Origin of the sequence: Candidatus Pelagibacter sp. HIMB1709 (assembly GCF_052047635.1) — a bacterium.
Classification (GTDB): domain Bacteria; phylum Pseudomonadota; class Alphaproteobacteria; order Pelagibacterales; family Pelagibacteraceae; genus Pelagibacter.
In genome coordinates, this window is sequence record NZ_JBNAJW010000001.1 from 220,863 (window position 1) to 233,720 (window position 12,858).

A 12,858-nucleotide genomic window follows, 5' to 3' on the forward strand; every position below is an offset into this window, starting at 1 on the left:
AATTAAATTGTTATAAAAAATGTAATAATTAAAATTAATAAAATCAAAAAAACTGATGCACTCGATAGATCTTTAATATTTTTAATATCACTATCATAATTTTTAGTAATTTTATCGGACAATTTTTCAATAGCAGTATTAATTACTTCTGTGGCTAGTAATAAAAAATAAAGAACAAACAAGAATAATTTATGATTAAATTCGATATTAGATAAAAAAATATAAGGAATTAAAAATAAACCTAAAATCAATTCCATTAGAAAAGATTTTTCATTAATTACAATTTTTAAACCATTTAACGAGTTGATGAGATTTTTATAAAGTTTAGATATCATTTTATTCTTCCGTAGACGTCTTGATATCTTACAATATCAGTTTCCTTTAATATTGATCCCACTTGAGCTTCAACAATCTTAACTGGTTTTTGTCCAGGATTTTGAACTCTGTGAATGGCTTCTAATGGAATAAATATATGCTCTCCAGGTTTTTTAGTAATTATATTTTTATCAAGTGTTATTTTGGCATTTCCTTGAGTAACCAACCAATGTTCAGCACGGTGATGATGTTTTTGTAAACTTAGTATTCCTTTTGGTTTTACATGAAGTTCTTTAATTAAAAATTCTTTGCCTTCAAATAGATTTATGTACCTACCCCATGGTCTAAAATAAATATTTTTCTTTTTAATGTATTTGTTTTTATTTTTGTCATACATTTTTAAAATCTCTTTCCAACTTCCAAGATCTGACCAAGGTATGTCTAGTTTGATCGCATTAATTTGCTTTGTTTTTTCAAGGATTGCATAATCAAACGATTTAGCGGTTGCTTTTATAAATGAAGCTTTATTTAGATGATAAGTATTTGATTTATATTTTGCCTTATTAACTGCTGTTACACAATTTCTATATATAGTTGGGTTATATTTTTTAAAGTTATTGATAATTGAATCTTTTCTAAGATAAAACATACCTGAGTTCCAATATCCATTTTTTCTAATAATTTCTTTTGCTTTTGCTTCTTTTGGTTTTTCAATAAATCTTGTTACTTTATTAATGTTACCTTTGATTTTTTTAGTTAAGAAATAACCGTAATCACTTGTTGGAGATTTTGGTTTAATACCAAATACAAAGATATTATTTTCATTAAGTTTAGTTTTATTTTTATTGATAGCCTTATTAAATATATTCATTTTCTCAATCAAATGATCCGCTGTAAAAAACATTAGTGGTTGATTTTCAGGAATATCTTTAATTAAAGCTGTACTTAAGATAGCTGGAGCCGTATTTCTTTTAGCTGGCTCTACAACAATTTTATATTTTTTAATTTTGTTTTTTCTTAAATTTTGTTTAACTTTACTGAGATATTTTTTGTTAGTACTTATAATAGGTGCATCATAAATGGATGCTTTTGTTCTCTCTAAGGTTTTTCCAAGTAAAGTCCAATTACCAAAATCAATAAACTGTTTAGCTTGATGGTTTTTAGAATTTGGCCAAAGACGAGTACCAGCACCGCCACATAAAATAACTGGTCTTATTTTCATTAAATCTCTGAGTAGTCTTTAACTTCCTTTTTCTTACCTGGATGTGTTGGGGCACCTAAGTATGCTGGTCCAACAGTTTGAGCGTATTTCCACAAAGTTCCCGATCCAAAGTCAGATTTTTTAGCTTTCCATTTTCTTCTTCTTGATGCCAATTCTTTTTTAGAAAGTCTTACATTGATAGTTCCTTTTTTAGCATCAATATCAATTATATCTCCGTTCTTTAATAGACCTATAGGGCCCCCTAGAGCGGCCTCAGGGCCTACGTGACCCACACAAAAGCCTCTTGTAGCACCAGAGAACCTTCCATCAGTTATAAGGGCTACTTTCTCCCCTTTTCCCTGACCGTAAATTGCACCAGTTGTAGATAACATTTCTCTCATACCAGGACCTCCAACTGGTCCTTCGTATCTAATAATAATTACATCACCATCATTGTACTTTCTGCTTTGAACAGCATTCATAGCGCTTTCTTCATTATCAAAGCATCTTGCCTTTCCAGTAAATTGTAATTTCTTAAGTCCTGCAACTTTAACAATTGCTCCCTCTGGAGCTAAGTTACCTTTTAATCCAACAACACCGCCTGTTGGAGATAATGGATCTTTGTAAGATCTCATTACTTTTTGTTTAGGATTAAATTTAATATTTTTTAAATTTTCTTTCATAGTTTTACCTGTAACTGTCATACAATCACCATGAATATATCCTCCCTCATATAAAGTTTTTAATAACATTGGAACACCACCTGCTAACCACATGTCTTTAGCAACATATTTTCCACCAGGTTTCAAATCTGCAAGATAAGGTGTTCTTTTAAATATTTTAGCAACATCCATTAAATCAAATTTAATTCCTGCTTCATTAGCAATAGCTGGTAAATGAAGACCTGCATTTGTAGATCCCCCCGTTGCAGCAACAATTGTTGCAGCGTTTTCTAAGGCTTTTCTTGTAACAATATCTCTTGGTTTAATTTTTTTCTGTAAAAGGTTCATAACCATTTTACCACTTTCTTTTGCATACTTATCTCTTTCTTCATAAGGAGCAGGAGTTCCTGCTGAATAAGGTAATGCTAAACCAATTGCTTCAGATACACATGCCATCGTGTTAGCAGTAAATTGACCACCACAAGCACCTGCACTTGGACAAGCAACTAATTCTAATTTTCTAAGTTCTGCTGCAGACATTTGACCTGATGAATGTTTTCCAACTGCTTCAAATACATCTACTACTGTTACATCTTTTCCTTTGTAAGTTCCTGGAAGAATAGATCCACCATAAATAAATACACTTGGCACATTAAGTCTAACCATTGACATCATTAAACCTGGTAAAGATTTATCACAACCAGCTATACCAACTAATGCATCATAACAATGTCCTCTAACAGTAAGTTCAGCAGAGTCCGCAATAACTTCTCTTGAAATTAAGGAAGATTTCATTCCTTCATGACCCATAGCAATTCCATCTGTAACAGTGATTGTACAAAATTCTCTTGGTGTTCCACCATTTGCTCTAACACCTTTTTTAACAGATTGTGCTTGTCTCATTAAAGCAATGTTGCAAGGTGCTGCTTCATTCCAAGTTGAAACTACTCCAACAAAGGGCTTTGCTACATCTTTTTCAGTTTCACCCATTGCATAGTAAAAAGATCTATGTGGTGCTCTATCTGGTCCTAATGATGTATGTCTACTCGGAAGTTTCTTTTTATTAAATTTTGCCATTATATACCCTTTATTGTTACTGATATTTTTTCAATATCATTCTTTAAATTATTATAATTAGTTTTTTCTTGTTCAACAATCTCTTTTGGTGCACGATCTACAAAACTTTTATTCTCTAATCTTAGAGATATTTTATTCATTTCTTGTTCTAATCTACTTTGCTTGGTTGTTAGGTTTTCTTTAATTAATTTTAAATCCACATCTTTATCAAAGTAAATTTTAAATAAGTCACCTGAGACAACCATTGTTGCAGCAGGTTTTTCTAAATCATCATCAAGTATGTTATTTATTCTTCCAAGTTTTTTTAAGATAACTTCATTTTTATTAATAAATTCTTTTTGATTGTCATTAATGCCTTTAATTGAAACATCAATAAATGATCCTGGGCTAACATTTAGTTCATTTTTAAAAGATCTAAGCTCTGAAATTATATTGATGATGTTTTCTACCTGCTCAGTGCTATCATCTTTATTAATCTCTCCTGTTACCCAATTTTTATACATTAAAAAATCACTACCGTTCTTATCAAATTGGTCTTTGAGCCATATTTCCTCTGTTACAAATGGAATAAATGGATGAAGTAAGATTAATATTTGTTTGAATACATAAGATGATACTTTTTTAACTTCAGCTTTTGCATCATTATCATCTGAAAAAAGAATAGTTTTAGATAACTCCAGATACCAATCACAATATGAGTGCCAAGCAAACTGATAAGCGTTTTTTGCAGCTTCATCAAATCTATAATCTTCAAGATTTTTTTGAATTTTACTCTTTGCTTCTATTAACTCTGAATTTATCCATTTATTAATATTTACTTTTAAATTAGGTAACTCATCAATATCTTTAAAATCACATTCATTTGTTATTAAAAAGTTATTAGCATTCCACAATTTATTTAGAAAATTTCTATAACCTTTAACTCTATCTTCCGATAATTTTACGTCTGTTCCAGGTGAAGCCATTGAAAGCAAAGTAAATCTCAATGCATCAGCACTATATTTTTCTATTAAATCTAATGGATCTATTACGTTTCCTTTTGATTTAGACATTTTCTGCCCTTTTTCGTCTCTTACAAGTGCGTGAACATATATATTTTTAAACGGTTCTTTATCTAAAAATTCAGTTCCAAACATAATCATTCTTGCAACCCAGAAAAAAATAATATCAAAACCAGTTACCAATACTGAAGTTGGATAAAATTTCTTTAAATATTCATCATCTTCAGGCCATCCAAGTGTAGCAAAAGGCCATAATCCGGATGAAAACCAAGTGTCCAATACATCAGGATCTCTAGTTAATTCTACTTCTTTTTTATAAAATTCTTTTGCTTGAGACTTTGCTTCCTCTTCATTGATAGCTACAAAAATTTTATTGTCTGGTCCGTACCAAGCTGGTATTTGGTGTCCCCACCACAACTGCCTAGAAATACACCAAGGCTCAATATTATTCATCCATTGAAAATATGTCTTTGACCAATTTTCAGGGAAGAAATTAGTTTTTTTAGAATTCACAACTTCTTTTGCTTTTACAGATAATTTACCAGCATCAGCAAACCATTGTTCGGTAAGAAAAGGTTCAATTATAGAATTAGACCTATCTCCGTATGGAACTTTATTTTTTATATTTTCTTCTTTAACAAAAAATTCTTTTTCTTTCAGTTCTTTTAAAATTCTTTTTCTAGCTTCAAATCTATCAAGACCTTTATAGTGTTCAGGTGCGTTTTCATTTATCTTACCCTCTTCAGTAAAAATATTTATAATTTCAAGATTATTTCTTTGACCCACATCATAATCGTTAAAATCATGTGCAGGAGTTATTTTTAATGCACCTGTACCCTGTTCAGGATCAGCATAATCATCTTCTATAATTTTTATTTTTCTACCAAAAATTGGAATAGTTACTGTTTTACCAACGAATGATTTAAACCTTTCATCTTTTGGATTAACAGCTATAGCGGTGTCGCCCAGCATTGTTTCAGGTCTTGTAGTTGCTATAGTTATAAATTCACTGGTTCCATCTATATGATATTTAATGTAGTAAATTTTTGAATTTACTTCTCTTTGATCTACCTCTAAATCTGAAATAGCTGTTTTAAGAACGGTATCCCAGTTTACTAATTTCTTATCTTTGTAAATTAAACCTTTATTGTAAAGTTCTACAAAAACTTTGATAACTGATTTGGATAAATTTTCATCCATTGTGAATGCATTTCTTGACCAGTCACAAGAACAACCAAGTTTTTTTAATTGATTGATTATTATGTCACCATATTGCTCTTTCCATTCCCAAACTTTTTCAATAAATTTGTCCCTACCAATCTCATTCTTATCTATCTTTTCAGAAGTGAGTTTTTTCTCTACTAAAGCTTGAGTTGCAATACCAGCATGGTCAGTTCCTGGTTGCCATAAAGTTTCATAATTATTCATCCGATGATAACGAACTAATAAATCCTGAATAGAATTATTTAATGCATGCCCCATATGAAGGCTACCAGTTACATTTGGTGGAGGAATTACTATTGAAAATTTTTTTAAATTTTCTTTTGGTTTAAATAATTCATTTTTTTCCCAATATGAATAAATCTTATTTTCAACTTCAGAATGGATATATTTATCGTTACTCATTGATTTTAAAGTTTATAATTTAATAATCTTATTTAACAATAATCAATTTGGATCGTTATTTAATAGACTAATATAAAAAATTTAATATAAAAAGGCCTGAAGCTATTCGTCTAAAACAAGAAGGCAACGTGGCGGAATGGTTACGCAGAGGATTGCAAATCCTTGTATCCCGGTTCGATTCCGGGCGTTGCCTCCAAAAAAAATCTTGTTTTAGTTTTAAAAAAAAGTAAGTTGAGTTTTTTACATTCCTCGGTAGCTCAGTTGGTAGAGCAGTTGACTGTTAATCAATTGGTCGCAGGTTCGAGTCCTGCCCGAGGAGCCAAAAAAAAGTTAATCTAAAATTTTAAGAATAAACAATTAACCAAAGGGGTCCCATTTTGGTTATGATTAAACTGCTTTAGAAATATTCGATCCTGAAATTTGTAATGTTTTGTTAAATTTTAATTTTTGATCAGCATTAAGTTCTGAATAAACTTTTGCTAAAAAATTATAATTTACATTCATATGTCCTTCTTGAGATTTTTCTAAGTTAACTAAATATTCTGAAAAATCTTCGAAGAAATAATTGATCGGCACTTTTAAATAATTTGAAAGTTGAAGTAACCTAATTGAACTTACTCCATTAGTTCCTTTTTCGTATTTTTGAATTTGTTGAAATGTTACGTTAATTGCTTTTGCTACTTTTGTTTGAGTTAAACCTAAAGCTAATCTTCTTAACTTGAGTTTATTACCCAAATGTTTGTTGAAATTATCTTCCATTAAGACCCCTCTTAATTAAATTTTAAAACACTATTGAACAAATTTATTTAAACTACTGCAATAGAAAAATTTATTTATTTTTTAAAAAAAACAATAAAAACTCAAAACCTGTCAAGTGTTTGTTAAGTATAAAATGTATTTAAATATTACAGTATTTGACTTAAAAAAAGCTTAGTACGATCGCTTTTAGGATTAGCAAAAAATTCTTTTGTATCCGCTTTTTCTACTATCATACCTTCATCCATAAAGATCATTTTATCTGCAACTTCTTTAGCAAAGCCCATTTCATGAGTAACAACTATCATGGTCATACCTTGGTTAGCTAAATTAACCATCACATCTAAAACTTCTTTGATCATTTCAGGATCAAGAGCTGATGTTGGTTCGTCAAACAACATTATTTTAGGCTCCATACATAAAGCTCTAGCAATTGCTACCCTTTGTTGTTGTCCACCAGATAATTGACCTGGAAATTTTTGAGCTTGATCAAGTATTTGAACTCTTTCTAAATGTTTTAATGCTAATTCTTCAGCTTCTTTCTTGGGCATTTTTTTTACCCAAATAGGAGCAAGTGTACAATTGTCTACAATTGATAAATGAGGAAATAAATTAAACTGTTGAAATACCATTCCAACTTCAGCTCTAATTTGTTCAATATTTTTTGTATCTTCTGTTAAAGTATTGCCATCAACAATGATATCTCCTTGTTGATGTTCTTCTAATCTGTTTATGCATCTAATTAAGGTTGATTTACCAGATCCAGAGGGTCCACAAACTACAATTTTTTCTTTTGGTTTAACCTCTAGATTTATGTCTTTTAAAACTTGAAAATCCCCAAACCATTTATTTACATTTTTAATTTGAATAATACTGTCAGACATAATTATCGCTCTGTTTTATATTTTTGTTCTAGATTATAGCTATACTTACTCATTGCATAACAAATAATCCAGAAAATTATTGCTGCAAATACGTAGCCTTCCATAGCAAATCCTAACCATTCTGGATTAGTTTTTGCTAAATTTAACATTCCAACTATTTCTAATAATCCAACTACAAATATTAGAGGTGTATCTTTAACTAATGCTAAGAAAGTATTAGCAATACCAGGAATTACTAATTTAAGTGCTTGAGGTAAGATTACAAATATGTGCATCTTCCAATATCCCATACCTAGTGATTTTGCTGCCTCGTATTGGCCTCTTGGTAAAGCTTGCAAACCTCCTCTTATAACTTCTGCAACATATGCGGCTTCAAATAATGAAATTGCAATAATTGCTCTAACTAGTTTATCTATGAAAAAATCTTCAGGCAAAAACATCGGAAACATTACAGCAGACATAAATAAAACTGTAATTAAAGGTACCCCTCTCCAAAATTCAATAAATCCAACTGATATATATCTAATTAAAGGTAACTCAGATCTTCTTCCTAAAGCAAAGGCCATCCCTATAGGAAAACAAAAAATTAAACAGAAGAAAGAGATAATGAATGTTAGGGACAATCCACCCCAAGCTCCAGTTTCAACCCAATTTAAACCATCAAGTTTACCAAGCTCAATTAACTCCTCATAAAAAACGAAGTACTTAAGAACTATATAAAGAGTAATTGGTACAATTAAAAAATAATAAAATTTAAATCTACTTGGAATGAAAAATCCAAGAATGATTGAAATAACTGCAGCGATTATACCGTAAGAGAAATCAAAAAATACTGGTCCACCAGATATAAAAAAGAAAATAAATAAGAATGCGATGAAAGGATAAATAACCACATAATATAAAGTTAAATACTTTTTAAATTTCTCGGTTGCAAAATATCCAACTGATCCAAGTAAAGCCAAAGAAATAAAAGATAAATTTATTCTCCATTGTTCGGCATTTGGATACATTCCATACATAAATCTGTTAAACCAAACTTTGATATATGTCCAACATGCACCAGATCCAGAGCAAACATCTTTACTATCACCTGCAAAACTAGCATCAACAAAAAACCAACTTAGAATTGGTGGTGTTGCTTTAATTATTACAAAAATAATTAATAATGAAAGAACAGCATTAAAACCATTGGTATTGATATTTTTATTTAGACTATCTAAAAATTTATACCCACTATGCTCTATTCTAATAAAGTGAAGACCTATAAATCCGATCACTAAAGGGATCACAAAACTTAACAAAGTTGGTAGGAAACTAGTGATGTTAACATTAAAAAATGAATTCAAAAATACATCTAAAATACTCACAAAAAACAACAAAGAACCTAAATACAAAAATGTATTTAAGTTTTCTCTATCGGGTTTTAGAAAATTAATTTTTGACATTTATTTTTCCTTAATAGCAATTTTTTTATTATACCAGTTCATCAATATAGAAATTGATATACTCAAACTTAAGTAAGTAAGCATTGTAATAGAAACGATCTCAATTGCCTTTCCTGTTTGCATTAATGCGGTACCTGCAAACACCAAAACTAAATCTGGATATGCTATCGCTGCAGCTAATGATGAATTTTTAGTTAAATTTAAATATTGGTTAGTAGTTGGTGGTATAATAATTCTCAATGCTTGTGGCATTACTACTAATTTTAAAACTTGATTTGGATTTAGCCCAATCGATGCAGCGGCTTCTTTTTGACCTTTTCCTACACCTTGAATTCCAGCTCTTACACATTCTGCAATAAAAGTTGCTGTGTATAGCGCTAAAGATAAAGTTAGTGCAATTAATTCAGGTGGTAAATTTAATCCACCTTCATATCTATAAGAAGTTGCGGCTAGTTGTTTTAATTTAGGTATCTCAAAAGAAAGGTTAACACCTCCTATTAAAAAACTTAATAAAGGTAATATAAAAATCAATCCTAGAGATATCCATAAAACTGGTAATTGTTTACCTTGAGTTTCTTGAACTTTTCTCGCATGAACTCTGATAACAACTATTGCAATTATTGCTGCAATTATTGAATAAAAGAAAACATTAAAATTTTCCCAAACAAAAGCTGGAACATACAGACCTTTAATAGTTAAAAAGAAAACACCAAACATTGCATTAGCATCTTGAGGTAAAGGTAAAGCTCTTAAAGCTGCAAAATACCAAAAAAATATTTGTAAAAGTAATGGAATATTTCTAAAAAATTCTACATAAAAAGCTGCAAATTTATTAATTAAATAATTTGGCGAAAGTCTTGCTACACCAACAATTATTCCTAGTATAGTTGCAATGATAATTCCAATTACAGAAACTAAAATAGTGTTTAACAAACCAACAAGATAAGCTCTAAAATAAGAATGCGATCCGTCGTATTCAATTAAAGAAAATTGGACATCAAATGAAGATTCTTGAGATAAAAAACCATATCCAAAATCAATACCTCTATTTTCCATATTGACTTGGGCGTTATAACTAAAGAAACCAAAAACTAGAACTACTGCTAAAACTGTAATTAATTGTGGAACTATTTTTTGTAATTTGAAGTTCATTTGAAAGCTTATAAAAAAAAGGGCTAGAAAAATCTAGCCCTTTTTAATTAGTTAAATATGCAATTATCTTGCAGGTGGTACGTAAAGAATTCCACCTTTAGTCCATAATTCATTTGGACCTCTGTCTGGTAAGATTCCAGTGTCAGCTATATTTCTTTTGTAGCTTTCACCGTAGTTACCAACTTGCTTGATAATTCTTAAGCTCCACTCATTGTCTAGACCAAAAGCAGCACCTAATTCACCTTCAGCACCAACTAATCTTTTTACAGCTGGGTTATCTGAAGTTTTCATAGAATCTGCATTAGCTGATGTAATTCCATACTCCTCAGCTTCGATCATAGCATTTAAAGACCATCTAACGATATCTTCCCATACAGAGTCACCTTGTCTAACAACTGGTCCTAAAGGCTCTTTAGAAACAGTTTCAGGTAATACAATGTGATCATCTGGGTTAGTCATTTTAGTTCTTTGTGCAGCAAGACCTGATTTATCAGTAGTGTAAGTATCACATCTACCAGCATCGTAAGCAGCTACGACTTCGTCAGCTTTTTCAAAAGCAACTGGCTCATAAGAAATTCCTTTAGAGTTAAAGAAGTCTCTCATGTTTAACTCAGTTGTTGTACCAATGTTTGTACAAGCTGAGATACCATCTTTGAATTGGCTTGTTGAAGTAATACCAGAACTTTTTCTAACCATGAAACCTTGACCATCGTAGAAGTTTACTCCAACGAAAGTAAGTCCGATATCAGCATCTCTAGAAAGAGTCCAAGTTGTGTTTCTAGATAAGATATCAATCTCACCAGATGTTAAAGCTGTAAATCTTTCTTTAGCACTTAATGGTGTAAACTTAACTTTGTTTGCATCACCTAGTACTGCAGCAGCTACTGCTCTACATACATCAACGTCGATACCAGTCCAATTTCCCGCTGCATCAGCATTAGAAAATCCTGGAAGACCTTGAGATACTCCACATCTTACAAAACCCTTTTTTTGAGTGTTTTTAAGTGTTTTAGATTTTTTAGCAGCCATAGTTTCTGTTGTAAAAGTAAACAACACTGCAACCATTGCCACTAAAGAAGTTAATTGTTTTAAGTATTTAAACATTATTCTTCCTTTTTAGTTATTTTTATTTGTTAACAAATAATTCAAAACTTAGTTTTGAATTCGCAGGATTAAACCATTTTAGAAAAACTACTTCAAGAAGAAATTATGGTCAAAATACCAAGGAATGGCGCGCCCTGAAGGATTCGAACCTACGACCCTCGGTTTAGAAAACCGATGCTCTATCCAGCTGAGCTAAGGGCGCAATTATTGAAATACATATATATTACAAATTTAATATTTAAACAGAAATTTTTTAGCTATCAATAATAAAGATAACAATTCAATTCTACCAATAATCATAAAGAAAATTAGAATATATTTAGTAATAAAATGTAAATTTTGAAAATTAAAATCACTTACACCATAAGCTGAGGAATTAACCGTATTCATTAATGTTAAAATCGCAAGCTTAAATGAATATTCAAAATTGATATTGCTCAAAGATAAAAAAATTGTTAACAAAAAAAGTGAAATTATAAAGATAACAATTGTAAGAAAATATTTATTAATATCTTGAGTTACAAAATTAATTTTAGAAAATACCAGTTTGTTCATAAATACATTTTTTGGTCTACTAAAAGAGAGTATTTGATTTAAAGAATATTTTGTTAATGAATATATTTTTAAAAATCTCAATCCTGAACTTGTCGAAATAAATGAACCTCCGATTATAACCAAAAGTAAATACAAAAATTGAAGATTAGTTTGTTCAGCATTCAATGAAATTCCAATGTTAGAAATACTACTTACTAAAGATAAAAAACTATAAGAAAAAGTATTATCATAACTAAAAAATATAAAAAAAATTCCAACTGTAATTACAAAATATAAAAATAAATGAATATCCTCATGAAAAAAATTAATATTTTTTCTTAAAAAAATTAAATTATATACAAAGAAAATACTAAAAAAAGAAACTAGCATTAATAAAGAAAAAATTATTATCTGTGAATTTTGGATAAGTACATTTGAGAGATCATTAACAGGTAAAAAACCACCTGACGAAATAATAGTCATTGCTAAATTTAATGAATTAAATGATCTAATTCCAAATAAATTAAGAATTATAAAAATAGCTATAGTTAAACTTAAATATAAAATAAATATTTTAATTGTTTGTTTTAAAATTTCAGTTGTATTAAATGATAAAAAATTTGTGAGAGATTTTTTTAAGTTTTCATCGTAAATATCAATCAAAAAAATTATCGAAAATAAAAAATATAAACCACCTATCCATTGAATTGATGATCTCCAAATTACTAAACCTTGATCAATATGTTTCATATTTTCAAATATTGTAAATCCAGTTGAAGTAAAACCGGAGACTGATTCAAATAACGCATTTAAAAATGTGAAATTATAAATGCTAAAATAAAATGGAATGGATAATACTAATGGCATAATAAAATATCCCAAAAGCACAGTTAGTATTTTTTCAAATATTGTAGGTTTTTTATCCGAGGTATCAATTTTATAAAATAATAAACCAACCAAAGCAGAAATTACTAAACTGAAGTAATATGTATTTAAGTTTAAGTATAAATTAAAATAATAAGAATAAATAATATTTAAAAATGAAAAAACTGAAGTCAATATAAAGAAAAAACTTAAATATTTTACCCGAAGTTTTGGCAT

Annotated in this window: 10 protein-coding genes and 3 tRNA genes; 2 read left to right on the plus strand and 11 right to left on the minus strand. The window is 29.5% G+C overall.

Annotation, left to right across the window (positions count from 1 at the left end):
• Positions 1-2 precede the first annotated feature (2 nt).
• Genes ACTTAR_RS01295 through ACTTAR_RS01310 form a run of 4 tightly spaced genes read right to left on the minus strand, consistent with a single transcriptional unit; the run spans position 3 to position 5,882 of the window.
• Positions 3-335: a diacylglycerol kinase gene (locus ACTTAR_RS01295; RefSeq protein ID WP_440697485.1), complete on the minus strand. Its 333-nt coding sequence runs from the start codon at positions 333-335 to the stop codon at positions 3-5.
• A complete protein-coding gene (locus ACTTAR_RS01300; protein ID WP_440697486.1) occupies positions 332-1,537 on the minus strand; it encodes a sugar phosphate nucleotidyltransferase in 1,206 nt (401 codons plus the stop codon). The genes ACTTAR_RS01295 and ACTTAR_RS01300 overlap by 4 nt, the downstream gene beginning before the upstream one ends.
• Complete coding sequence (gene ilvD / locus ACTTAR_RS01305; protein WP_440680852.1) at positions 1,537-3,255, minus strand: dihydroxy-acid dehydratase; 1,719 nt, start codon at positions 3,253-3,255, stop codon at positions 1,537-1,539. The genes ACTTAR_RS01300 and ilvD overlap by 1 nt, the downstream gene beginning before the upstream one ends.
• On the minus strand, positions 3,255-5,882 hold the full coding sequence (locus ACTTAR_RS01310; RefSeq protein WP_440697487.1) for a valine--tRNA ligase: 2,628 nt from the start codon (positions 5,880-5,882) through the stop codon (positions 3,255-3,257). The genes ilvD and ACTTAR_RS01310 overlap by 1 nt, the downstream gene beginning before the upstream one ends.
• Positions 5,883-6,004: 122 nt before the next feature.
• Between ACTTAR_RS01310 and ACTTAR_RS01315 the strand changes: the two genes are divergently transcribed.
• Together ACTTAR_RS01315 and ACTTAR_RS01320 are read left to right on the plus strand one after the other, a co-directional pair.
• A tRNA-Cys gene (locus tag ACTTAR_RS01315) sits at positions 6,005-6,078 on the plus strand.
• 50 nt (positions 6,079-6,128) lie between these two features.
• Positions 6,129-6,204 (plus strand) — tRNA-Asn (locus ACTTAR_RS01320).
• A gap of 65 nt (positions 6,205-6,269) precedes the next feature.
• Here the strand turns inward: ACTTAR_RS01320 and ACTTAR_RS01325 are convergent.
• The 7 genes from ACTTAR_RS01325 to ACTTAR_RS01355 all read right to left on the minus strand — a co-directional run bounded on the left by ACTTAR_RS01325 (position 6,270) and on the right by ACTTAR_RS01355 (position 12,858).
• Positions 6,270-6,641 (minus strand): helix-turn-helix domain-containing protein, encoded by a 372-nt coding sequence (locus ACTTAR_RS01325; protein WP_262589252.1) that lies wholly within the window; start codon positions 6,639-6,641, stop codon positions 6,270-6,272.
• Positions 6,642-6,787: 146 nt separating this feature from the next.
• On the minus strand, positions 6,788-7,522 hold the full coding sequence (locus ACTTAR_RS01330; RefSeq protein WP_023853867.1) for an amino acid ABC transporter ATP-binding protein: 735 nt from the start codon (positions 7,520-7,522) through the stop codon (positions 6,788-6,790).
• Between the two features lie 2 nt (positions 7,523-7,524).
• Complete coding sequence (locus tag ACTTAR_RS01335; protein ID WP_440697488.1) at positions 7,525-8,967, minus strand: amino acid ABC transporter permease; 1,443 nt, start codon at positions 8,965-8,967, stop codon at positions 7,525-7,527.
• The gene (locus ACTTAR_RS01340) at positions 8,968-10,119 is read right to left on the minus strand and encodes an amino acid ABC transporter permease (RefSeq protein ID WP_440680846.1); all 1,152 of its coding nucleotides are present in this window, start codon (positions 10,117-10,119) and stop codon (positions 8,968-8,970) included.
• Positions 10,120-10,182: 63 nt separating this feature from the next.
• Positions 10,183-11,223, minus strand: a complete 1,041-nt coding sequence (locus ACTTAR_RS01345; protein WP_075506690.1) for an amino acid ABC transporter substrate-binding protein — start codon at positions 11,221-11,223, stop codon at positions 10,183-10,185.
• A 125-nt stretch (positions 11,224-11,348) separates the two neighbouring features.
• Positions 11,349-11,425: transfer RNA gene (locus tag ACTTAR_RS01350), tRNA-Arg, on the minus strand.
• Between the two features lie 29 nt (positions 11,426-11,454).
• On the minus strand, positions 11,455-12,858 hold the full coding sequence (locus ACTTAR_RS01355) for a potassium transporter TrkG (protein ID WP_440697489.1): 1,404 nt from the start codon (positions 12,856-12,858) through the stop codon (positions 11,455-11,457).

Excerpts from the sequence above, each read along its gene's own strand:
- ACTTAR_RS01330 (WP_023853867.1), bottom strand. The coding sequence starts at position 7,522 with ATGTCTGACAGTATTATTCAAATTAAAAATGTAAATAAATGGTTTGGG.
- ACTTAR_RS01335 (WP_440697488.1), bottom strand. The coding sequence starts at position 8,967 with ATGTCAAAAATTAATTTTCTAAAACCCGATAGAGAAAACTTAAATACA.
- ACTTAR_RS01345 (WP_075506690.1), bottom strand. The coding sequence starts at position 11,223 with ATGTTTAAATACTTAAAACAATTAACTTCTTTAGTGGCAATGGTTGCA.
- ACTTAR_RS01325 (WP_262589252.1), bottom strand. The coding sequence starts at position 6,641 with ATGGAAGATAATTTCAACAAACATTTGGGTAATAAACTCAAGTTAAGA.
- ACTTAR_RS01355 (WP_440697489.1), bottom strand. The coding sequence starts at position 12,858 with ATGCCAAAACTTCGGGTAAAATATTTAAGTTTTTTCTTTATATTGACT.
- ilvD (WP_440680852.1), bottom strand. The coding sequence starts at position 3,255 with ATGGCAAAATTTAATAAAAAGAAACTTCCGAGTAGACATACATCATTA.
- ACTTAR_RS01340 (WP_440680846.1), bottom strand. The coding sequence starts at position 10,119 with ATGAACTTCAAATTACAAAAAATAGTTCCACAATTAATTACAGTTTTA.
- ACTTAR_RS01310 (WP_440697487.1), bottom strand. The coding sequence starts at position 5,882 with ATGAGTAACGATAAATATATCCATTCTGAAGTTGAAAATAAGATTTAT.
- ACTTAR_RS01300 (WP_440697486.1), bottom strand. The coding sequence starts at position 1,537 with ATGAAAATAAGACCAGTTATTTTATGTGGCGGTGCTGGTACTCGTCTT.
- ACTTAR_RS01295 (WP_440697485.1), bottom strand. The coding sequence starts at position 335 with ATGATATCTAAACTTTATAAAAATCTCATCAACTCGTTAAATGGTTTA.